18 protein-coding genes and 1 tRNA gene are annotated in these 20,997 nt (G+C 73.6%); 12 read left to right on the top strand and 7 right to left on the bottom strand.

Translation table 11 applies throughout. The annotated features are described in order from the left end of the window. Positions 1–134: 134 nt before the first annotated feature. A complete protein-coding gene (locus tag ACFCY1_RS09780; protein ID WP_234348548.1) occupies positions 135–308 on the top strand; it encodes a hypothetical protein in 174 nt (57 codons plus the stop codon). A 42-nt stretch (positions 309–350) separates the two neighbouring features. Then, positions 351–1,460 (top strand): PDZ domain-containing protein, encoded by a 1,110-nt coding sequence (locus ACFCY1_RS09775; RefSeq protein ID WP_375874117.1) that lies wholly within the window; start codon positions 351–353, stop codon positions 1,458–1,460. Between the two features lie 138 nt (positions 1,461–1,598). Here ACFCY1_RS09775 and ACFCY1_RS09770 read toward each other — a convergent pair whose 3' ends face one another. Next, entirely contained in the window at positions 1,599–2,171 is a 573-nt protein-coding gene (locus tag ACFCY1_RS09770; RefSeq protein ID WP_049655907.1) for a PPA1309 family protein, read from the bottom strand. Positions 2,172–2,405: 234 nt separating this feature from the next. Between ACFCY1_RS09770 and ACFCY1_RS09765 the strand changes: the two genes are divergently transcribed. The 3 genes from ACFCY1_RS09765 to ACFCY1_RS09755 all read left to right on the top strand — a co-directional run bounded on the left by ACFCY1_RS09765 (position 2,406) and on the right by ACFCY1_RS09755 (position 7,871). Further along, the gene (locus ACFCY1_RS09765; protein WP_074001563.1) at positions 2,406–5,366 is read left to right on the top strand and encodes a UPF0182 family protein; all 2,961 of its coding nucleotides are present in this window, start codon (positions 2,406–2,408) and stop codon (positions 5,364–5,366) included. A gap of 76 nt (positions 5,367–5,442) precedes the next feature. Then, positions 5,443–5,516: transfer RNA gene (locus ACFCY1_RS09760), tRNA-Met, on the top strand. A gap of 378 nt (positions 5,517–5,894) precedes the next feature. Next, entirely contained in the window at positions 5,895–7,871 is a 1,977-nt protein-coding gene (locus tag ACFCY1_RS09755) for a tetratricopeptide repeat protein (RefSeq protein ID WP_375874116.1), read from the top strand. Between the two features lie 79 nt (positions 7,872–7,950). Here the strand turns inward: ACFCY1_RS09755 and ACFCY1_RS09750 are convergent, their stop codons facing one another. Further along, positions 7,951–8,364 carry a Fur family transcriptional regulator gene (locus ACFCY1_RS09750; RefSeq protein WP_049655052.1) on the bottom strand — a complete coding sequence of 138 codons (414 nt, stop codon included), beginning with the start codon at positions 8,362–8,364 and terminating at the stop codon, positions 7,951–7,953. A 104-nt stretch (positions 8,365–8,468) separates the two neighbouring features. Between ACFCY1_RS09750 and ACFCY1_RS09745 the strand changes: the two genes are divergently transcribed. Continuing rightward, a complete protein-coding gene (locus tag ACFCY1_RS09745) occupies positions 8,469–9,944 on the top strand; it encodes a catalase (protein WP_074001396.1) in 1,476 nt (491 codons plus the stop codon). 90 nt (positions 9,945–10,034) lie between these two features. Here the strand turns inward: ACFCY1_RS09745 and hisN are convergent, their stop codons facing one another. The 5 genes from hisN to ACFCY1_RS09720 form a co-directional block, all read right to left on the bottom strand. Further along, on the bottom strand, positions 10,035–10,832 hold the full coding sequence (gene hisN, locus ACFCY1_RS09740; RefSeq protein ID WP_049655055.1) for a histidinol-phosphatase: 798 nt from the start codon (positions 10,830–10,832) through the stop codon (positions 10,035–10,037). 18 nt (positions 10,833–10,850) lie between these two features. Beyond that, on the bottom strand, positions 10,851–11,174 hold the full coding sequence (locus tag ACFCY1_RS09735) for a multidrug efflux SMR transporter (protein WP_049655057.1): 324 nt from the start codon (positions 11,172–11,174) through the stop codon (positions 10,851–10,853). Positions 11,175–11,308: 134 nt separating this feature from the next. Further along, on the bottom strand, positions 11,309–12,361 hold the full coding sequence (rsgA, locus tag ACFCY1_RS09730) for a ribosome small subunit-dependent GTPase A (protein WP_049655059.1): 1,053 nt from the start codon (positions 12,359–12,361) through the stop codon (positions 11,309–11,311). A 15-nt stretch (positions 12,362–12,376) separates the two neighbouring features. Next, positions 12,377–13,717, bottom strand: coding sequence for a 3-phosphoshikimate 1-carboxyvinyltransferase (gene aroA / locus ACFCY1_RS09725; protein WP_375874115.1), 1,341 nt, complete (start codon positions 13,715–13,717; stop codon positions 12,377–12,379). Positions 13,718–13,785: 68 nt separating this feature from the next. After that, on the bottom strand, positions 13,786–14,511 hold the full coding sequence (locus ACFCY1_RS09720) for a M50 family metallopeptidase (protein ID WP_074001398.1): 726 nt from the start codon (positions 14,509–14,511) through the stop codon (positions 13,786–13,788). 150 nt (positions 14,512–14,661) lie between these two features. On the opposite strand from ACFCY1_RS09720, the gene ACFCY1_RS09715 reads away from it, so the two are divergent. The 6 genes from ACFCY1_RS09715 (at position 14,662) to ACFCY1_RS09690 (ending at position 20,898) form a co-directional block, all read left to right on the top strand. Then, on the top strand, positions 14,662–15,414 hold the full coding sequence (locus ACFCY1_RS09715; protein WP_074001399.1) for an SOS response-associated peptidase: 753 nt from the start codon (positions 14,662–14,664) through the stop codon (positions 15,412–15,414). A 44-nt stretch (positions 15,415–15,458) separates the two neighbouring features. Continuing rightward, positions 15,459–16,112, top strand: coding sequence for an alpha/beta family hydrolase (locus ACFCY1_RS09710; RefSeq protein ID WP_375874114.1), 654 nt, complete (start codon positions 15,459–15,461; stop codon positions 16,110–16,112). A gap of 163 nt (positions 16,113–16,275) precedes the next feature. Beyond that, complete coding sequence (locus tag ACFCY1_RS09705) at positions 16,276–17,181, top strand: sigma-70 family RNA polymerase sigma factor (protein WP_074001401.1); 906 nt, start codon at positions 16,276–16,278, stop codon at positions 17,179–17,181. Next, positions 17,178–17,588 (top strand): mycothiol system anti-sigma-R factor, encoded by a 411-nt coding sequence (gene rsrA / locus ACFCY1_RS09700; protein WP_375874113.1) that lies wholly within the window; start codon positions 17,178–17,180, stop codon positions 17,586–17,588. The genes ACFCY1_RS09705 and rsrA overlap by 4 nt, the downstream gene beginning before the upstream one ends. A gap of 422 nt (positions 17,589–18,010) precedes the next feature. Then, positions 18,011–19,450: an HD-GYP domain-containing protein gene (locus ACFCY1_RS09695; RefSeq protein WP_259316729.1), complete on the top strand. Its 1,440-nt coding sequence runs from the start codon at positions 18,011–18,013 to the stop codon at positions 19,448–19,450. A gap of 125 nt (positions 19,451–19,575) precedes the next feature. Continuing rightward, the gene (locus tag ACFCY1_RS09690) at positions 19,576–20,898 is read left to right on the top strand and encodes an HD-GYP domain-containing protein (protein ID WP_107418692.1); all 1,323 of its coding nucleotides are present in this window, start codon (positions 19,576–19,578) and stop codon (positions 20,896–20,898) included. The last annotated feature ends 99 nt before the right edge of the window (positions 20,899–20,997 follow it).

Below are 20,997 nucleotides of genomic sequence, written 5' to 3'. Positions count from 1 at the left end.
CCGGATACTCCCTGGAAGTGAGCCGATCGGCCGTCCCGTAACCCGGACGGCGCCGGCCGCGTTGTCCGCCGGAGTGGTTAATCTGCTCATAGACACGACGAGCTGGGAGTGCTGGTATGGGTGTGCTCGCCTGGTTGATCATTCCGGTTGTCGCCGTCCTGGTCGCCGCCCTCTGGGCGGGGTGGGCCCAGCGGGCCCCGCGGGCCACCGGCGATCCGGCCTCACTCGCCGAACACCGGCGCTTCATGGCCGCGATGGAACGCACCACCGCGGGCGCCGCCGCCCCGGGTGAGGGCTCCGGCCGGTAGCCCGGCGGGCGCCGCTTCAGGCACGTCCCGTACTGTCGAGGCATGCCACGCCGCTCCGCGACGATGCTCGCTGCCACCCTGCTGCTCATAGCGCTGCTCTGCGTCTCGGTGCTGATGAAGGTGCCGTACACGGAGATGAGCCCGGGGCCGACGTACAACACGCTCGGCAACCAGGGCGGCAAGCCGGTGATCAGCATCAGCGGGCACGAGTCGTACCCGACGACCGGGCACCTCAACATGACCACCGTCCAGGTCACCGGGGCCAAGTACGAGCCCAGCCTGGTCAACGCGGTGGTCGGCTGGCTGCGGGACGACGTGCTGGTGGTGCCGCACGACAACGTCTACCCCAAGGGGCAGTCGGACGCGGACGCCAAGAAGCAGAACGCCGAGGAGTTCGCCTCCTCCGAGGACAGCGCCCGCACCGCGGCGCTCAAGCAGCTGGGCGTGCCGGTCGGCAGCGAGCTGATCGTGAAGTCCGTCACCGCGGGCGCCCCGGCCGAGGGCCGGCTGCACGCGGGTGACCAGATCGTGGCCGTGGACGGCGTCCCGGCCGGCTCGGTCGAGCAGGTGGTCGCGGCGGTCACCAAGCACAAGCCGGGCGAGTCGGCGGTCTTCACCGTCGTGCCGCGGGTCAAGGACGCGAACGGCGTCGCCACGGCGGGCGGGAAGACCGACGTCACCGTCCCGACCGTCCGGGCCAAGGACCTCGACCCGAAGGCCCCCGCCGAGCGGGCGGAGCTCGCGGTGGTGGGCATCGGCACCGGGATCCGGCACACCTACCCGTTCCAGATCGACATCGGGCTGCAGGACGTCGGCGGCCCGAGCGCCGGGCTGATGTTCTCGCTCGGCATCATCGACAAGCTCACCCCGGGCGGTGACCTCACCGGCGGCAAGTTCGTGGCCGGCACCGGGACCATCGACGACGACGGCAAGGTCGGGCCGATCGGCGGCATCTCGATGAAGCTGATCGCCGCCCGGGACGCCGGGGCCGAGTACTTCTTCACCCCGTCCTCGAACTGCGCCGAGGCCACCAAGAACGTCCCGTCCGGGCTGACCCTGATCAAGACGGACACGCTGGACAGCGCGCTGAAGTCGCTGGAGCAGGTCCGGGCCGGGCAGACCTCCGCGCTGCCGTCCTGCGCCGCCAAGTAGCGGCCGGGCAGTCGCCGGGCAGTCGGCGAGCAGCGGCCGGGTAGTCACCGGGTAGCCGCCGGGCAGCGGTCGGGCCGTCGGCACGGGGCCTGCCGGGCAGCCGCCGGGGCGGCCGCCCGGGAACGTCGGGGGAAGGCGTCAGGCGAAGGTCGCCAGCAGCGCGTCGGTCAGGCCGGGCACCAGGTCGGGGCCGGTCAGCACCTCGCGGGCGACGTCCTTGGAGCGCAGCCGCAGCGCGATCTCCTTCTTGCCGCCGCGGAGCACCGCGGCGGTGATCCGCACCTCCTCGCGCTTGGGGTGGTTGGCCACCCACTCGGCGAGCTGGGCGTCGGAGGCGCCGCGCGGGCGGGACTGCTCGGCGCCCGGGGGCAGCATGAGGCGCTCGACGACCAGGGCGCAGCCGGCCACGGAGTCGGGCCAGGCGATGGTGCCGAGGAACTTGTCGAGCTCCATGCCGGCCGGCAGCTCGTCCTGCTCGATCGGGGTCAGGCCGGGCTCGTCGCCGTCGGCGAGGCCGAGCTGCTTGGCGATCTTCGGGTTGGCCTTGCGCAGGGCGGCGCTGTCCACCAGGGCGAACAGCCGGGCCGGGAGGTCCCAGCCGAGGGTGGAGGCGTACTCGTCGATCTCCAGCGCGGCCCGGGTCAGCGGGGTGGCGGCCGGGAGCTTGGAGACGTCGTCGGGGGAGTTGTTCAGATCAGACGCGTCGGACATGCCTCAATCCTCACACGCCGGGCGGGGCGCGCTCGCCGGAAGGCCGCCGGGGGCGGTCGGGGGGTCGTCGCGGGCCGTCGGGAGGGCCGGGGGAGCCGTGGCGGGGACGGCCGGCGGCGGGCGGTCGTCGTAACCGTCTGCTAACGGTGGGAACTCGGCCAAAGCCTGGTTAAGTTGCTCTGACGACCGACCCCATTCAGACGACACAGCCGAGGTGCCACCGTGGTCTTCCAGATGCCCGAACGCTCAGGGCCGGGTTTCCGGCGCAGGGTAGGCCCGCCCTCCCGGCGGGCGCGGGTGGCCCTGCTGACCCTGGGCGTGCTCGCGGTGCTCTTCCTGCTGTTCGTCATGTTCGCGGGCTTCTGGACGGACTGGCTGTGGTTCAGGTCGGTCCACTTCTCCTCGGTGTTCACCACCCAGCTGTGGACGAAGATCGGCCTGTTCGGGGTGTTCGGCCTGCTGATGGCGGTGATCGTCGGCTTCAACATCTGGCTGGCGCACCGGCTGCGGCCGCCGCTGTCGGCGATGTCGGTGGAGCAGCAGAGCCTGGACCGCTACCGGTCGGGCCTGGCGCCGTTCAAGCGCTGGGCGCTGATCGGGGTCTCGCTGGTGATCGGCCTGGTGGCCGGCGCCGCGGCCTCGGGCCAGTGGCGGACCTGGCTGATGTGGACGAACTCGACCTCCTTCGGTGAGAAGGACTCGCAGTTCGGCATGGACGTCTCGTTCTACGCCTTCGACCTGCCGTTCTACGAGTTCGTGCTGGGCTTCGCGTTCAGCGCGGTGATCGTCTCGCTGCTGACCTCGGCGCTGGTGCACTACCTGTACGGCGGGCTGCGGCTGCAGGGCCCGGGGCGCCGGGCGAGCGCGGGCGCGCAGGGGCACCTGGCGGTGCTGCTGGGCGTGTTCGTGCTGCTGAAGGCCGTCGCGTACTGGCTGGACCGGTACGCGCTGGCGGTGAAGACCGGCTCGTACAAGGGCGTCTCGGGCTGGACGGGTCTGCGCTACGTGGACGCCAACGCGTTCCTGCCGGCCAAGACCATCCTGTTCTTCGTCGCGATCATCTGCGCGGTGCTGTTCTTCCTGACCCCGATCCGCCGCACCTGGGCCCCGGCCCTGATCGGCCTGGGGCTGATGGTGCTGTCGGCGGTGCTGATCGGCGGGCTGTACCCGGCGATCGTGCAGCAGTTCCAGGTCAAGCCGAACGAGCAGGCCAAGGAGACGCCGTACATCCAGAAGAACATCGACGCCACCCGCCAGGCGTACGGGATCGCGGATGCGCAGACCACCCAGTACACCCCGCAGGGCACGACCAACGCCGACGCGCTCAAGCCGGACGCGCAGACCATCGCGGACATCCGGCTGCTGGACCCGAACGTCGTCTCGCCGGCGTTCCAGTCGCTGGAGCAGCAGCGCAACTACTACGCCTTCCCGAACACGCTGGACGTGGACCGCTACGGCACCGGGCAGGACAAGCAGGACAGCGTGATCGGCCTGCGCGAGCTCGACCTCAACGGCGTGCAGCGCAACTGGATCAACGACCACTTCAAGTACACCCACGGCTACGGCGCGGTGGTCGCCAAGGGCAACCAGGTCGACGACAAGGGCCAGCCGGTGTTCACCGAGTCGGGCCTGCCGGCCACCGGCACGCTGGGCGACTACCAGCAGCGGATCTACTACGGCGAGAAGACCACCACGTACTCGATCGTCGGCGGCGCCAACAAGGAGATCGACTACACCGATCCCAAGACCGGCCAGAACGCCGAGTACACCTACTCCGGCGGCAGCGGCGTCTCGCTGGACAACCCGCTGACCCGGGCCGCGTACGCGGTGCGCTTCACGGAGCCGCAGATCCTCTACGCGGGGGCCATCACCGACGGCGCCAAGGTGATCTACAACCGCACGCCGAAGGAGCGGGTGGAGAAGGTCGCGCCGTGGCTGTCGATCGACGCCGACCCGTACCCGGTGGTGCAGGACGGCCGCGTGGTCTGGGTGCTGGACGGCTACACCACCTCGGACGGCTTCCCGTTCTCCTCGAAGACGACGCTGGGCGCCGCCACCAAGGACTCGCTGACCAACCAGCGCGGTGAGCTGCTGACCGCCGCCAACCAGGTCAACTACATCCGCAACTCGGTCAAGGCCACGGTGGACGCCTACACCGGCGAGGTGAAGCTCTACCAGTGGGACGACAAGGACCCGGTCCTGAAGACCTGGATGAAGGCCTTCCCGGGCACCGTCGAGCCGAAGGCGGACATCCCGCAGACGCTGCTGCCGCACCTGCGCTACCCGCAGGACATGTTCAAGGTGCAGCGCGACCTGCTCGGCCAGTACCACGTCACCGACGCCAACTCCTTCTTCAACGGCAGTGACATCTGGCAGGTCCCGGTGGACCCGAGCAGCGACACCAAGCAGGTCCAGCCGCCGTACTACGTGACGGTGCGGATGCCGGACACGAACACCGCGAACTTCTCGCTCACCAGCACCTTCGTGCCCAACCAGCGGCCCAACCTGGCGGCCTTCATGGCCGTCAACGCGGACCCGGGGGACGACTACGGGAAGATCCGCATCCTGAAGATGACGGGCGAGAGCGGCGCCCCCGGCCCCGGCCTGGTGCAGTCGAAGTTCAACTCCCGCCAGGAGGTGGCCAACCAGATCTTCGCCCTGAAGAGCGGCGGGGACGCCGAGCTGGAGTACGGCAACCTGCTGACCCTGCCGGTCGGCGGCGGGCTGCTCAACATCGAGCCGGTGTACGTGCGCGGTCGCGGTGCCAAGTACCCGACGATGCAGAAGGTCCTGGCGGTGTACGGGGACGACAACGTGGCGTTCGAGGACACCCTGGAGGCCGCGCTGAAGAAGGTGTTCGGCGGGGCGCCCCCGTCGACCACCCCGATCGTGCCGTCCACGCCGGGCACCGGGACCGCTCCGACCACCACCCCGACGGCGCCCGCGACGCCGGCGCCGGGCGGGACGATCTCGCCGGAGCTCCAGAAGGCGCTCTCGGACGCGGAGAAGGCGTACGGCGACAGCCAGACCGCGTTCAAGAACGGCGACTGGGTGGCCTACGGCAATGCCCAGAAGGCGCTCGGCGACGCCCTGAAGGCCGCGGAGGCGGCCCGTGGCGGCAGCCCGGCGCCGGCCCCGGCCGGCACTCCCGCCCCGGGTGCCACCGGCGGCGGATCGCCCAGCCCGCAGCCGTAGTCCGCGGAGGCGGCCGCTGAGCTGCGGTAACCGTTTTCCGTTCCACCCCGCGCCCGTGCTATGGTTTAACCACCGACGCGGGGTGGAGCAGCTCGGTAGCTCGCTGGGCTCATAACCCAGAGGTCGCAGGTTCAAATCCTGTCCCCGCTACAAAGGCCAGAGGCCCGGAGGATTCTTCCTCCGGGCCTCTGGTGTTTCCCGCGCCGCTCCCGGGCCGTTCTCGTCCGGAAGCGGCGGGAACCGCTCCGGTACTATCGACCGTCGCCAAGGAGGACGGCAGCGGGGTTTGTGGGGTTGACGTGTCGGGAAATCGACAAAGCGCCGAAGCAATTTCGTCGGCTTCGGGTCGGCCCCGCCGGAATTCGGCCGGGGCAGGTGTACGCGGGTACTGGGTGATGCGACGATGGGACACATGGGGGACGGTGCGCGGCCGCTGACCGGCCGTCGGGTCCGGCGCCTCCCCTGGGAGTCCCCCCGGACGCACGCCGGGGCACGATGCCGCGACACTCTGGGGGAGCGGGAGTCGGCATGAGGCTGATCGGCAAGTCAGGCGCCAGGTCCTCGGCGGCCGCCGAGGCGGACACCGACGCCTGGGCGGAGAGCGCCGAGCGTACGGCCAACCACCCCGGAGCCCTGCCCGCCCAGCGCACCAGCGGACTGTCCGAGCGCCCCCCGACCCAGGGCTACGGGCCCGACAGCCTCGTCCACGTGTCGACCCGTCAGTTCGCCGCCGCAGTCGGCGCGTACGGGGAGCAGTCCGGCGGGGAGCCGGGCGCCGGCGCCGCGATCGACCCGGCCGGCCTCGACTCGACCAGCTTCGAGACCGCCCTCGCCGCCCGCGAGTCCGCCGCGCTGGAGGCCCGCCACCGGCAGGCCGCCGACGGCGGCGACCCGGACGCCGCCTGCCGGCTCGGCACCCTGCTGCTGCGCCGCGGCGAACTGGAGGACGCCGAGCCCTACCTGCGCGCCGCCGCGGCCGCCGGGGTGCGCGCCGCCGCCAACAACCTCGGCGTGCTGCTGCACCAGCAGGGCCACCGCGCCGAGGCCGGGCAGTGGTGGCGCCAGGCCGCCGTGGCCGGCAGCGCGCCGGCCGCGCACGCGCTCGGGCTGCAACTGCGCGACCAGGGCGAGGAGGAGGCCGCCGAGTACTGGCTGCACTACGCCGCCGACCACGGCCACCCGCTGGGCGCCTACGCCCTGGGCGACCTGATGGAGCACCGGCGGGACGTGCGCGCCGAGCGCTGGTTCAAGGTCTCCGCCGACGCCGGGCACCGGGAGGCCTCCTACCGGCTGGCCCGGATGCGCGAGGCCGCCGGGGACAAGGAGACCGCCGAGACCTGGTACCGCACCGCCGCCGCCCGCAGCCACGCCCGCGCCGCGCTGCGCCTGGGCGTGCTGCTGGAGGAGCGGGCCCGCACCGACCGGTCGCTGCTGGACGAGGCGGCCCGCTGGTACCGGCAGGCCGCGCAGAACGGGGAGCCGCGCGCGGCCTGCGCGCTGGGCTTCCTGCTGCGCGACTCCGGGGACCTGGCGGCAGCCGCCGAGTGGTGGCAGGAGGCCGCCGAGGCCGGGGACGGCAACGCCGCCAACGCGCTGGGGGCGCTGCACGCGAGCCGCGGCGAGGCCGCCGCGGCCGAGCGCTGGTACCGGGCCGCGCTGGACGCGGGCGACCAGAACGGCGCCTTCAACCTCGGCCTGCTCTGCGCCGGCACCGGCCGCGAGCAGCAGGCCGAGCAGTGGTACCGCCGGGCCGCGTACGCGGGGCACCGGGAGGCCTGCAACGCGCTGGCCGTGGTGCTGCTGCAGCGCGGCGACGAGTCCGGCGCCCAGCCCTGGTTCTCCAAGGCGGCCGAGGCCGGCAGCGTGGACGGGGCGTTCAACCTCGGCGTGCTGCACGCCGGGCGCGGCGAGCAGCAGCAGGCCCAGGAGTGGTACGCGCGGGCCGCGGCCGAGGGGCACGGCGAGGCGGCCCTGCAGCTCGCGGTCGTCCAGGAGCAGCGCGGCAACCTGGGCGGGGCGCTGGAGCGCTACCGGCAGGCGGCGGCCGGCGGTTCGGCCGAGGGCGCGTTCCGGCTGGCCTCGCTGCTGGACCGGCGCGGGGACGCGGACGCCGAGGCCGAGCACTGGTACGCGCTGGCGGCCGACGCCGGGCACCGCCGGGCGCAGGTGCGGATGGGTGTGCGGGCGGCCGAGCGCGGGGCGCTGGAGATCGCCGAGAGCTGGTACCGGCGGGCCGCCGAGGCGGGCAGCCGCAGTGCCGCGTTCAACCTGGGGCTGCTGCTGGCCCGGCAGGACAGCGAGGCCGAGGCGATGCTCTGGTACACCCGGGCCGCCGACGCCGGGCACGGCCGGGCGGCGCTGCGCCTGGCGCTGCTGGCGCTGCGCCGCGGGGAGCCGATGCAGGCGGAGAACTGGTGCCGGCGGGCGATCGACTCCGGGCCGGCCGAGGTGGCGGAGCGGGCCGGGCGGCTGCTGGGCGCGCTGAACGCGGAGTTGAGCGCGTAGCGGGGCAACCGGGCGGCTGGGGGCGGCGGTTCGGCCGGGGCGGCTGGGGGTAGCCGGGAGGCAGGGGGCAACCGGCGGGCTAGGGGCGGCAGTTCGGGCACAGGCCGCGGTAGGTGACCTCGGCGGCGGTGACGGTGAAGCCGAAGCGCTCGGCGGCGGGGAGGGCGGCGAGCGGGTCGCCCTGCGGCTGGACGTCGCGGATCGCGCCGCAGCCCGAGCAGATCAGGTGCTGGTGGGCGCGGTGGGCGTTGGGGTCGTAGCGCTTGGCGCGGCCGTCGGCGGCGACCTCCAGGACCTCGCCGAGGGCGACGAGTTCGCCGAGCGTGTTGTAGACGGTGGCGCGGCTGATCTCCGGCAGTCGGGTCGTCGCGCGGGCGTGCACCTCGTCCGCGGTGAGGTGGACGTGTTCGCCGTCCAGGACCTCGGCCACGACCCGGCGCTGCGAGGTCAGCCGCCAGCCTCTCGCGCGCAGTCTCTCCAGCAGGTCGCTCATGCCCTCCAGAGTAGGTCACCCTCCGAGATTGGTTCCAGTATTGACTTGGACAAAGTCCAAGTTAGGATCGTGTCATCACGACCGGATACCGCGGAGGCACTCCCATGACGACCCAGGACGAGCTGCGCCCGACCCTGACCACGGAGGCGGGTGCCCCCGTCGCCGACAACCAGAACACCGAGACGGCGGGCCCCGGGGGCCCGGCGCTCATCCAGGACCAGCTGCTGTTCGAGAAGCTCGCGCACTTCAACCGCGAGCGGATCCCGGAGCGCGTGGTGCACGCCCGCGGCGCCGGCGCGTACGGCACCTTCACCGTGACCGCCGACCTGACGCCCTGGACCCGGGCGGCGTTCCTCTCCGAGGTCGGCAAGCAGACCGAGACGTTCCTGCGCTTCTCCACGGTGGCGGGCAACCTCGGCGCGGCCGACGCGGTCCGCGACCCGCGCGGCTTCGCGCTGAAGTTCTACACCGAGGAGGGCAACTACGACCTCGTCGGCAACAACACTCCGGTGTTCTTCATCAAGGACGCCATCAAGTTCCCCGACTTCATCCACACCCAGAAGCGCGACCCGTACACCGGCTCGCAGGAGGCGGACAACGTCTGGGACTTCTGGGGTCTGTCGCCCGAGGCCACCCACCAGGTGACCTGGCTGTTCGGCGACCGCGGCATCCCGGCCTCGTACCGGCACATGAACGGCTACGGCTCGCACACCTACCAGTGGCAGAACGAGGCCGGCGAGCACTTCTGGGTCAAGTACCACTTCAAGACCGACCAGGGCATCCGCAACCTCACCCAGGCCGAGGCCAACACCCTCGCCGGCGAGGACCCGGACAGCCACCAGCGCGACCTGCGCGAGTCGATCGAGCGCGGCGAGTTCCCCAGCTGGACGGTGCAGGTCCAGATCATGCCGGCGGCCGACGCGGCGAACTACCGCTTCAACCCCTTCGACCTGACCAAGGTCTGGCCGCACGCCGACTACCCGCCGATCGAGATCGGGAAGCTGGAGCTCAACCGCAACCCCGACAACGTCTTCGCCGAGGTCGAGCAGTCGGTCTTCTCCCCGGCGCACTTCGTGCCCGGCATCGGCCCGTCCCCGGACAAGATGCTCCAGGGCCGCCTGTTCGCGTACGCCGACGCCCACCGCTACCGGGTCGGCATCAACGCCGACCACCTGCCGGTGAACCGTCCGCACGCCACCGAGGCCCGCACCAACAGCCGGGACGGCTACCTGTACGACGGCCGCCACGGCCGGCAGAAGAACTACGAGCCGAACAGCTTCGGCGGCCCGGTGCAGACCGGCCGTCCGCTGTGGGCCGCGACCGCCGTCGACGGCCTCACCGGCAACCACGTCGCGCCCTCGCACGCCGAGGACGACGACTTCGTGCAGGCCGGCGACCTCTACCGGCTGTTCTCCGAGGAGGAGAAGCAGCGCCTGGTCGCCAACCTGGCGGGCTTCATCGCCAAGGTCTCGGCCGACCGCGAGGACATCGTGGAGCGGGCGGTCGACAACTTCCGCAAGGCCGACGCCGACTTCGGGCAGCGGCTGGACGCGGCGGTCCGGGAGCTGCGCAAGCAGTAGCCCCGCGCACCCGGGCGAGAACGGCGGGCCCCGGTGACCTGCTCCCACAGGTCACCGGGGCCCGCGCACGCCTCGGCCCGAGGATCCGGCTCAGACGCCCAGCCGGCGCAGGGCCTCCTCGTGCAGCAGGCCGTTGGAGGCGACGGCGTCGGCGCCGCCGGGGCCGGGGACGCCGTCCAGACCGGTGAAGCGGCCGCCGGCCTCCTCGACGATGATGCAGTTGGCCGCCATGTCCCACAGCGACAGCTCGGGCTCGGCTGCGATGTCGACGGCGCCCTCGGCGACCATCATGTAGGACCAGAAGTCGCCGTAGGCGCGGGTGCGCCAGCAGGCGCGGGTGAGGTCCAGGAACGGGTCGAGGCGCCCGCGCTCCTCCCAGCCGGTGAGCGAGGAGTAGGAGAAGGAGGCGTCCTCGATCCGGGAGACGCCGGAGACGTGCAGCCGGGAGGCCTTGGCCAGGCTGCGGCCGCCGAACGCCCCGAGGCCCTTGGCCGCCCACCAGCGGCGCTGGAGCGCGGGGGCGGAGACCATGCCGACCACCGGGCGCTCGACGCCGTCCGGGCCGTCCTCCAGCAGGGCGATCAGGGTGGCCCAGACCGGGACGCCGCGGATGTAGTTCTTGGTGCCGTCGATCGGGTCGATCACCCAGCGGCGCGGGCCCGAGCCCTGGAGGCCGAACTCCTCGCCGAGGACGGCGTCGCGCGGGCGGGCGCGCTGGAGCACGCTCCGCACCAGCTCCTCGGCGGCCTTGTCGGCGTCGCTCACCGGGGTGAGGTCGGGCTTGGTCTCGACCTTCAGGTCGAGGGCGCGGAAGCGCTCCAGGGTGACCGAGTCGGCCGAGTCGGCGAGGACATGGGCGAGTCGGAGGTCGTCGTGGTAATCGGCCATGCCCGAAACCCTAGCCGCTCAGTGGGCCGTGCCGCTGAGCTGGAGGCCGATGACGCCGGCGATCACCAGCGAGATCGAGACCAGCTTGAGGACCGAACTGGTCTCGTTCAGGAAGACCATGCCGTAGATCGCGGTGCCCGCCGCGCCGATGCCCGTCCACACCGCGTAGGCGGGGCCGACCGGCAGGGTCTTCAGCGAGAGGGTGAGCAGGCCGAAGCTGCCGAGGGCGAACACGCAGAAGCTGATGGTGGGCCAGAGCCTGGTGAAACCCTCGCTGAGCTTGAGGTTGATCGCGAAGCCGGTCTCCAGCAGGCCGGCCAGGACCACCAGGGCCCATGCCATCGCGTGCCCTCCCTGTCGATCGGGGGTCGGACCGGGTACGGTCCGACCTTCCTATGATCGCCAGGTGAGCCCGCTCCGACACCTCGAACGGGCCACCGGCCCCGAACCCGGGGACGGGCCCGGCCCAGCCGGGCTCAGTCGAGCTCGCCCTCCTTGCTGGCCAGCAGCCGGCGCAGCGAGTAGAGCCGGGCGGCCTCGGCGTGGCCCTCGGCGACCCAGGCGTCCAGCGCGCAGTCCGGCTCGTCGTGGCTGCACGCGCGCGGGCAGTCGACGGTGCCGGGCTCCAGGTCGGGGAAGGCGAGGATGACCCGGGACGGGTCGATGTGCGAGAGGCCGAAGGAGCGGAAGCCGGGCGTGTCGATCACCCAGCCGGGGTTCAGCGCCTTCTTCGAGCCCGGCTTGGCGCCGGGCGGCGGGGGCAGCCGCAGCGCCAGGGCGGAGACGGTGGTGTGCCGGCCGCGGCCGGTCACCGCGTTGACGCGCCCGGTCTGCCGCTGGCGGTCCGGGACGAGCGCGTTGACCAGGGTGGTCTTGCCGACGCCCGAGTGGCCGATGAACACCGTGGACAGCCCGCGCAGGTGCTCGCGGACGGCCTCGGCGCCGGTGGTCTCCAGCTCGTCGCGGCGGGTGACCACGTACGTGATGCCCAGCGGGGCGTACGAGTCCAGCAGCGTCGAGGCCGGCGCGAGGTCGGACTTGGTGAGCACCAGCAGCGGCTCCATGCCCGCGTCGTAGGCCGCCACCAGGCAGCGGTCGATCAGCCGGGGGCGCGGCTCCGGGTCGGCCAGGGCGGTGACGATCGCCAGCTGCTGGGCGTTGGCGACCACGATCCGCTCGTACGGGTCGTCGTCGTCCGCCGTGCGCCGCAGGACCGAGCCGCGCTCCTCGACCCGGACGATCCGGGCCAGGGTGTCGGCGTCCCCGGAGAGGTCCCCGACCAGATTGACCATGTCGCCGACGACGACGCCCTTGCGGCCCAGCTCGCGGGCCTTCATGGCGACGACCTCGCGCTCCTGCTTCGTCCCCGGGTCGACCAGGCAGGTGACCCGGCCGCGGTCGACGGTCAGCACCATCGCCTCGGCGGCGTCCTCGTGCTTGGGCCGGATCCGGGTCCGCGGCCGGGATCCCCGGCGGGCGGGGCGGTTGCGGATGTCGTCCTCGTCGGCGTCCTTGCCGTAGCGGCGCATGTGCTCAGTCTCCGCTCAGACGCCCGCCGTCGCTTCCGCCGCTTCGCCGAGCAGTTCGGCCCACATCCCCGGGAAGTCGGGCAGGGTCTTGGCGGTGGTGGCCACGTTCTCGACCTCCACGCCGGGGACGGCGAGGCCGAGGACGGCGGCGGCGGTGGCGAGGCGGTGGTCCTCGTAGGTGTGGAAGACGCCCCCGTGCAGCGGGCGCGGGCGGATCCGCAGACCGTCCTCGGTCTCCGTGACGTCGCCGCCCAGGTCGTTGATCTCCTTGGCGAGCGCGGCGAGCCGGTCCGTCTCGTGCAGGCGCAGGTGCGCGATGCCGGACAGGTGGGACTCGGAGTCGGCGAGCGCGGCGACGGCGGCGATCACCGGGGTGAGCTCGCCGACGTCGTGCAGGTCGGCCTCGATGCCGTGGATCCGGCCGGTGCCGGTGAACTGCAGGCCCTCGTCGGTGAACTCGCAGGCACCACCCATCCGGGTGTAGATCTCGCGCAGCTGGTCACCGGGCTGGGAGGTGTGCTTGGGCCAGTCCCGCACGGTGACCCGGCCGCCGGTGACCAGCGCGGCGCCGAAGAACGGCGCGGCGTTGGAGAGGTCCGGCTCGACCACCAGGTCGCGGCCGATCACGGCGCCCGGGGTGACCCGCCAGACGTCCTTCTCGCCGCCGTCCTCGGGGGCGTCGACCTGGGCGCCGGCCAGCCGCAGCATCTCCACGGTCATCCGGATGTGCGGCAGCGACGGGACCGGGCCGCCGACGTGGCGAACCTCGATGCCGTGGTTGTACCGGGCGCCGGAGAGCAGCAGGGCGGAGACGAACTGGGACGAGGAGGAGGCGTCCAGCTCGACCGGGCCGCCGTCCAGCGAGCCGGTGCCGTGCACCGTCAGCGGGAAGGCGCCGCGGCCGCCGTCCTCGATCCGGGCGCCGAGCGCGCGCAGGGCGTTGATCACGCCGTGCTGGGGGCGCTCGTAGCAGCGCGGGTCGCCGTCGAAGTGCACCGGGCCGTCGGCCAGGACGGCCAGCGGGGGCAGGAAGCGCATCACGGTGCCGGCGTTGCCGACGTCGACCGAGGCGGGGCCGAGCAGCGCGGGGGCGGGGATGACCCGCCAGGCCTCGCCGCCGCCGGTGCCGCCGGAGTCGTTGTTGACCTTCTCCTCGATGGTGACCCCGAGGGCGCGCAGGCCGTCGGCCATCAGCTGGGAGTCGCGGCTGCGCAGCGGGCGCCGCACCCAGCCCGGCCCGTCGGCGAGGGCCGCCAGCACCAGGGCCCGGTTGGTGACCGACTTGGAGCCGGGGATGGTGACGGTGGCGTCGACGGGGCTGGTCGCGACGGGGGCGGGCCACAGGGTCTCGGTCATGGGGCAAGTCTAGGGGCCGTACGGGAACGTTCTCGGCGCGCGGCCGGGCGGCGGGAGGCCCGGTGGGCTCACTGCAGGGGCTGGAGCAGCCAGGCGGCGCCGAGGGCGAGGCAGGCGAGGGCGACGAGCAGGAAGACGGTGACCCAGGCGAGGGCGGGGACGTGGGTGAGCCGGGCGAGCTGGTCGGCGTCGGAGTCGCGGGCCCAGCCGATCCGGCGCTGGTGCTGGAGCTCCAGGACCGGGCGGACGGCGCCGAGGAGCAGGAACCAGCAGCCGAGGTAGGCGAAGCCGGCCTGGACCTCGGCGCTGCCGAACCAGGAGACCAGGAAGAAGGCGCCGCCGGCGACCAGCACGGTGAGGAAGCCGAAGGCGTTGCGGATGCGCAGGAGCAGGGCGAGCAGCAGCACGATCGCCAGCCAGAGCAGCAGGGTGATCCGGTCGGCGGCGAGCAGGGCGGCGCAGCCGAGGCCGAGCAGGGCGGGGGCGGTGTAGCCGGCGGCGGCGGTGAGGACCATGCCGGGTCCGGTGGGGCGGCCGTAGGAGAGGGTGAGTCCGGAGGTGTCCGAGTGCAGCCGGATGCCGGCCAGTTTGCGGCCGGTGACCAGGGCGATCAGGCCGTGGCCGCCCTCGTGGGCGATGGTCACGGCGTTGCGGGCGACGTGCCAGAGCGGGCGGGCCAGGACGGTGAGCAGGGCGGCGGCGCCGGTGGCCAGGACCAGCCAGCCGGGCGGGGCGGCCTGGGTGCCGGTCACCTGGTTCCACAGGTCGCCGAGGGTCTGGTCGTTCGCGTTCATCGGGGTCTCTCCGCCTCCGTCCGTCGTACCGGGCCGCCGTGTGGGCCGTTCGGGGCAGCCTCCCATGCGGGGACGGGCGGGAGGCAGGGGGTGGTTCTGGTCCGTGGATGAACAGGTCCTGAGGAGCGGCGGCATGGCAAGCTGGCCCGCATGTGCGGTCGGTTCGCAGCGAGCAGCAAGCCCGAGGACGTCGTCGAGCTGTTCGGCGTCGAGCACTGGGACCCCGAGGAGACCCTGGACCCGAACTGGAACGTCGCGCCGACCAACAGCGCGTTCGTGGTGCTGGAGCGGCTGGGCCGGGAGCGGCCGCGGCCGGTGCGCCAGCTGCGGGTGCTGCGCTGGGGGCTGGTGCCGCAGTGGTCGAACTCCGCCGAGACGGCGGTGAAGATGATCAACGCCCGGTCGGACACGGTGCACGAGAAGCCCTCGTACCGGCAGGCCTTCGCCGCCCGCCGGTGCATCCTGCCGGTGGACGGCTACTACGAGTGGCAGACGGTCCCGGGGGAGCGCGGCAAGGCCCGCAAGAAGCCGTACTTCGTGTCCCGGGCGGACGGTGCCCCGCTGGCGCTGGCCGGGCTGTACGAGTTCTGGCGCAACCGGGCGGTGCCGCCGGGGCACCCGGAGGCCTGGCTGGTGACGTTCACGATCGTCACCACGGACGCCGAGGAGCTGCTGGCGCCGATCCACGAGCGGATGCCGCTGTTCCTGGACCGGGGGGACTGGGACGAGTGGCTGGACCCGCGGCTGACCGACCCGGACGGGCTGCGCCGACTGCTGATACCCCCGCCGCCGGGCGCGCTGGTGGCCACCCCGGTGTCGCCGGCGGTCGGCAGCATCCGCAACAACGGCCCGGAGCTCAAGGAGCCGTGGGCCGAGCCCGAGTACGAGACCACCCTGTTCTGAGCCGCCTGTTCCGACCTTTTGCGAACGTTCCGGGAGACGTCGAGATGAGCACCACCGAACCGGTCCGCACCGAAGCGGTCCCCACCGGGGCCGGGGAGGCCCGGATCAGCTACCACCGGGCCGCGAAGCCGGTGGCCGTCCTGGCCCTCGGCCACGGCGCGGGCGGCGGGATCGAGGCCAGGGACCTGGTGGCGCTGGCCGCGAAGCTGCCGGCCCGGGGGATCACCGTGGCGCTGGTCGAGCAGCCCTGGCGGGTGGCGGGCCGGAGGCTGGGCCCGGCGCCGAAGACGCTGGACGCGGGCTGGCGGCCGGTGGCCGAGCGGCTGGCCGGGCAGGGGCTGCCGCTGGTGGTCGGCGGGCGCAGCGCGGGGGCGCGGGTGGCCTGCCGGACGGGCGCGGCGACCGGGGCGGTCGGGGTGGTGGCACTGGCGTTCCCGTTGCACCCGCCGGGCCGGCCGGAGAAGAGCCGGGCGGAGGAGCTGCTGGGGTCCGGGTTGCCGACGCTGGTGGTGCAGAGCGCGGCGGACCCGTTCGGCGGGCCGGTGGAGTTCCCGGAGCTGCCGCAGGGGCACGAGCTGGTGGCGGTGCCGTACGGCAGCCACGGCTTCGAGGTGCCCAAGCGGGCGCCGGTGGGGCAGGACGAGGTGCTGGACCTGATCTGCTCGGCGGTGGGGGACTGGGTGCTGCGGCTGGTGTGAGGCCGTGGGGTGGTCCGGCCCCGGCTCCGGCTTCGGGGCCGTGAGCAGGGAGTTTCCATTCGCTCACTCGTGCGAGTGAATGGCGCCCGGGGACGGGAATGCGGGCGGGGCGCGTGTGGTTGTCGTCTCCGTCAGCAGGAGTCACCGGTGAGAGGCAGGGCAGATGGGTTCGATCGCGTGCCCCGAACGGCCTGAGGAGCGCGAGGCCACCGCGGCGTTCGCCCCCTCCTGGTCGGACTGGATCGACGCGGGCGAGAAGCCCGTCAGCCCGATATCCTCCATTTCTGGGCGGCCCGCCGTGGGCCGTGCCCGTCATGCCGAGGAGGTGGGTCCGGTCGTCGGGACCGAGCACGAGGCCGATCCGGGCCGTGGCCCGGGCGACGCCCTGCCCGCGGGCGAGGCGCTCACCGGTGAGGAGCTGGCCGAGGCGATCGGTGAGGACACCTACCGGGTGTCGGCGGAGGAGAGCGAGGAGGCCCGGCGGGAGCGCTTCGAGCGCGACGCCCTGGGCTACCTGGATCCGATGTACTCGGCGGCGCTGCGCATGACGCGCAACCCGGCCGACGCGGAGGACCTGCTCCAGGAGGCGTTCGCCAAGGCGTACGCGTCCTTCCACCAGTTCCGTGAGGGGACGAACCTCAAGGCCTGGCTGTACCGCATCCTCACCAACACGTTCATCAACTCGTACCGCAAGAAGCAGCGGGAGCCCCAGCGCACCGCGGCGGAGGAGATCGAGGACTGGCAGCTGGCCCGGGCCGAGTCGCACATGTCGACCGGTCTGCGCTCGGCCGAGACCCAGGCGCTCGACCACCTCCCCGACAGCGATGTGAAGGACGCGCTCCAGGCCATCCCGGAGGAATTCCGGATCGCCGTCTATCTCGCGGACGTAGAAGGCTTTGCGTACAAGGAGATCGCGGACATCATGGGTACTCCCATCGGTACGGTGATGTCCCGGCTGCACCGCGGCCGCCGTCAGCTGCGCGGCATGCTGGAGGATTACGCCCGTGAGCGCGGGCTCGTCCCGGCCGGCAGCGGGGCAGGGCAGGAAGCGAAGGGCTCGGGCTCATGAGCTGCGGCGATCCGCACGAAACCGAGTGTGGCGAGGTCCTCGACCACCTCTATGAATTCCTCGACAACGAGATGGCCGAGGGTGACTGCGCCAAGTTGCGGGTGCACTTCGAGGAGTGCTCACCCTGCCTGAAGCAGTACGGGCTGGAGCAGGCGATCAAGGCGTTGATCAAGCGTTCCTGCGGGTGCGACGACACCCCGACCGACCTGCGCAGCAAGGTGCTGGCCAGGATCGACTCGATCCGGGCCGGGCAGCGCTCGGGCGAGCAGGTGGTGGTCGCCGTGGAGACCACCGTCGAGCTGCACGTCGAGTCGGCCCGGCCGGCGCCCAGGCCGGGCGGGGCGGGCGAGACGGAGACGGCCGGGCGCTCGGGCGCTCCGGTCGAGGCCGGCGCCCCCGCGGAGTGACGACCCGTCGGGCGAACGCCCGTACGGCGGCCGACTCCTTGGTCGACCGCCGGGGGCGGTAGCCCCGCGGCCCGCCGGCGAGGGCGGGCCGGACGGTTCGGGCACGTCCGGGCGGGTGTCGGGCGGGTTCAGGGCAAGGGCAACAGCGGCCCCGGGAGTACACACTCCCGGGGCCGCTCCCGTTCTGCTCGCATGCGCCGTCACTCGTTCGAGTGAGCTGGCGGTGCGCCAACTGCGCCATTGCGCCATCATGCGTCCCCATGTCCGGAGGGCGGCCTATTCTCCTGACGGACACTCACCGTCGGTCCGCCCGACGTGCTGAGGCAACACGGGGTCCGTACGGCGGGGAGGTCGAGATCGCTACCGACTGTGGAGGCTCGACCCTGCCGCGAGGGGCGGCGCGCTACCTGGTGGTGGTGCCGGTGGCGGCGCTGTGCTGCCTGGTGCCGCTGCTGCCCGCCGCGGCCGCCCCCGGGGGGCCGCACTGGCTCGGCGCGCCGGTGGACTGGCCCAAGGTCGCGCTGCTGGCCTTCCTGCACGGCTGCTGGGAGTCCCTGGCCCAGGGCCTGCCCACGCCCTGCCTGGTGCTGGTGCGCCGGCTGCTGCGCCGGCCGGCGCTGCCCGAGCGGACGCCCGCCCGGCCCGGGGTGAACACCTTCTTCCCGGTGCTGTTCGCCGGGGTGCTGATGCTCCCGCCGGCCGCCGCCGCCCTGGTGGCCGCCCCGGCCGCGCTGCTCGGCGGGCCGAGCGGGCGCGGCTGCCGCCCGCGCCAGCTGTTCAACGGCTCCCAGCTCGCGCTGTGCGCCTTCGCCTCCTCCGTCGCCTTCCACCTGCTGCACGGCCCGCAGCTGCTGCTCGGCTCCCGCTTCCCGGCCGCACTGCTGCCCGGATTCGCCGCCGTCGCGGTGTTCTGCCTGGTCAACGGGGTGGTGGTGGGCGTCATGCTGATGCTCAGTGAGGGCCGCCGGCCCGGGGTGCTGCTGAGCGGGGCGCACGCGTCCTGCGGGCTGCCGGTGCTGGTGCACGCGGCCGGCGGGCTGATGGTCGCGGTGCTCTGGCAGGGCCCGTACGGCGCGTTCGCGGCGCTGCTCGCGCTGCTGCCGCTGTCCATCTCGGCCTGGGTGTTCGCCCAGGGCCAGCGCGAGCGGGACGCCCACCAGGCCACCGTGCAGTCGCTGGTGCAGGCCGTGGAGATCAAGGACTCCTACACCCGGGGCCACAGCGAACGGGTCGGCCGGGCCTCGGTGCTGATCGCCACTCAGCTCGGCATGGAGGCCGAGCGGCTGCGCACCCTGCGCTTCGCGGGCATCCTGCACGACGTCGGCAAGCTCGGCGTGGCCACCGAGCTGCTGCGCAGAAACGGTCCCCTGACCGAGGCCGAGCGCCGGGCGGTGGAGATCCACCCGGTGTACGGGTACGAGCTGGTGCGCGGGATCGACTTCCTCGGCGAGGCGCACGCCGGGATCCTGCACCACCACGAGCGGCTGGACGGCCGGGGCTACCCGAGCGGGCTGGCCGGCGAGCAGATCCCCGAGTTCGCCCGGATCATCTCGGTCGCCGATGCCTTCGACTCGATGACCTCCACCCGCTCCTACCGGCGCGGCCGCCCGGTCGGCGAGGCGGTCGCGGAGCTGGAGCGCTGCTCGGGCAGCCAGTTCGACCCGGTGATGGTGCGGGCGCTGATCGACGCGCTGGCCGGGTACGACTGGCAGCCGGTGGTGCACTCCGAGGACTCCATCGAGGCGGTTCCGGACATCCCGCTCGGGGTGCCCGAGCCGGTCCGGGCCGCCCCGGGCCAGGCCGTCCCGGGCCGGGTGCCGCCCCAGGGCGGCGGGACCGTCCCCGCGGCCGGGCAGCCGTGAGGGCCCCCGGGCGGGCGGCTGCCGGGCGCGCGGCCTCCGGTGGCGCGGCCTCCGGTGGTGCCGGTGCCGCCGCCGGGCGGGAGCTGTTCGGGCCCGGGGTGTCCGGGCCCCGGGCACTGCGGCGCGTGGTCCTCGGCCGCGCGCCCTGCGGGCGCACCGCGCGCGCGGTGCACGCGGCGGCCGCCGCGCTGCTGGCGCTCGCGCTGGGCGCCGTCGCGGTGCGCGGGGTCGCGGAGCCCCGGGTCGCGCTGGCGTTCACCGTGCTGATCGCGCTCGGCGAATGCGTCCGCATCACCCTTCCGGGGGATCGGGAGCAGGCGCCGATCGGCGCGGCCGGTGCGCTGGCGTACGCCCTGCTCGGGCCGCTGCGCGGGGTGCCGACCGCGCACGGGACGCTCCAGGTGGTCGCGGTGACCGGGGCCGGCCTGCTGCTGGGCCGGCTGGCCGGCCTCGTCCTGCCGGACCGGGCCCTGCCGGACGGCCCCGGGCGCCCGCACCGCCGTCCGCCCTGGGCCGACCCGGCCCGCCGCGACGGCGCCGCCCGCCGGGTGCTCGCCGTCGGCTTCGCGGGCGCCGTCTTCCAGCCGCTCTACAACGGCGGCATGGTCGACCGCTTCTCGCCCGAGGGCCCGGCGTACGGGGTGTTCCTGACCGCCGTCGCCGCGCTGGCCGCGCTCTGCGACGCGACCCTGGCGGCGCTGCTGCGCCGCTCCGGCGGCGGGCTGCGGTTCCCGGCGGCGCTGGAGGACGAGCTGCGCTCGCTGTTCGGCATCGGCTCGGCGATCGTCGCCACCGGGATGCTGGTCAGCCTCGCGGCCGGCGAGGTCGGGCTGTGGGCGCTGCCGCTGTTCTGCACCCCGCTGCTGCTCGCCCAGGTGTCCTTCCGGCGCGCCGCCGCCGTGCGGGCCACCACCGGGCAGACCATCGCCAGCCTCGCCCGGGCCACCGAGGTGGCCGGGTACACCCCGCACGGGCACGCGCGCCGGGTCGCGGACACGGCGTGCGCGCTGGGCCGCGAGCTGGGTCTGGGCACCCGCGAGCTCGCCCTGCTGGAGTACGCCGCGCTGATGCACGACGTCGGCCAGCTGTCCCTGGTCGAACCGGTGCCGGACGGCGCCACCGCGCTGCTGCCCGAGGCCGAGCAGCAGCGGATCGCCCGCCTCGGCAGCGAGGTGATCAGCCGCACCGGGGTGCCCCGGCAGGTCGCCGAGCAGGTCGCCCGGCTGGCCGACCCGTGCACCGGGCCCGCCTCGGGCGACGGCCCGGTGCCGCTCGCCTCCCGGATCATCCGGGTCGCCAACGCCCACGACGACCTGCTCACGGCGGCCCGCGGCCGGGGCGTCGGCGAGGCCGTCGGGCGGCTGGAGGCGCTGGAGGCCCTGCGGCTGGGCCGGGGCCGGGTCTACGACGCCCGCGTGGTGGACGCCCTGGCCAGGGTGGGCGGCTAGGGCCTGTCTTCAAACTCGCGTCTGCGGGGCGACGCCGGGGCACGCACCTCGCCGCGTTGTCGTCGGTCGCCAATGCTCCGCAGTGGCTCCCTCCTCCGC

This window comes from Kitasatospora sp. NPDC056273 (assembly GCF_042268845.1).
Taxonomy (GTDB): Bacteria; Actinomycetota; Actinomycetes; order Streptomycetales; family Streptomycetaceae; genus Kitasatospora.
This window is presented reverse-complemented; position numbering and strand designations above follow the sequence as displayed.

Bases quoted from the DNA above. Each gene is read 5' to 3' on its own strand.
- ACFCY1_RS09775 (WP_375874117.1), top strand. From the start codon at position 351: ATGCCACGCCGCTCCGCGACGATGCTCGCTGCCACCCTGCTGCTCATA.
- ACFCY1_RS09770 (WP_049655907.1), bottom strand. From the start codon at position 2,171: ATGTCCGACGCGTCTGATCTGAACAACTCCCCCGACGACGTCTCCAAG.
- ACFCY1_RS09765 (WP_074001563.1), top strand. From the start codon at position 2,406: ATGCCCGAACGCTCAGGGCCGGGTTTCCGGCGCAGGGTAGGCCCGCCC.
- ACFCY1_RS09755 (WP_375874116.1), top strand. From the start codon at position 5,895: ATGAGGCTGATCGGCAAGTCAGGCGCCAGGTCCTCGGCGGCCGCCGAG.
- ACFCY1_RS09750 (WP_049655052.1), bottom strand. From the start codon at position 8,364: ATGAGCGACCTGCTGGAGAGACTGCGCGCGAGAGGCTGGCGGCTGACC.
- ACFCY1_RS09745 (WP_074001396.1), top strand. From the start codon at position 8,469: ATGACGACCCAGGACGAGCTGCGCCCGACCCTGACCACGGAGGCGGGT.
- hisN (WP_049655055.1), bottom strand. From the start codon at position 10,832: ATGGCCGATTACCACGACGACCTCCGACTCGCCCATGTCCTCGCCGAC.
- ACFCY1_RS09735 (WP_049655057.1), bottom strand. From the start codon at position 11,174: ATGGCATGGGCCCTGGTGGTCCTGGCCGGCCTGCTGGAGACCGGCTTC.
- rsgA (WP_049655059.1), bottom strand. From the start codon at position 12,361: ATGCGCCGCTACGGCAAGGACGCCGACGAGGACGACATCCGCAACCGC.
- aroA (WP_375874115.1), bottom strand. From the start codon at position 13,717: ATGACCGAGACCCTGTGGCCCGCCCCCGTCGCGACCAGCCCCGTCGAC.
- ACFCY1_RS09720 (WP_074001398.1), bottom strand. From the start codon at position 14,511: ATGAACGCGAACGACCAGACCCTCGGCGACCTGTGGAACCAGGTGACC.
- ACFCY1_RS09715 (WP_074001399.1), top strand. From the start codon at position 14,662: ATGTGCGGTCGGTTCGCAGCGAGCAGCAAGCCCGAGGACGTCGTCGAG.
- ACFCY1_RS09710 (WP_375874114.1), top strand. From the start codon at position 15,459: ATGAGCACCACCGAACCGGTCCGCACCGAAGCGGTCCCCACCGGGGCC.
- ACFCY1_RS09705 (WP_074001401.1), top strand. From the start codon at position 16,276: ATGGGTTCGATCGCGTGCCCCGAACGGCCTGAGGAGCGCGAGGCCACC.
- rsrA (WP_375874113.1), top strand. From the start codon at position 17,178: ATGAGCTGCGGCGATCCGCACGAAACCGAGTGTGGCGAGGTCCTCGAC.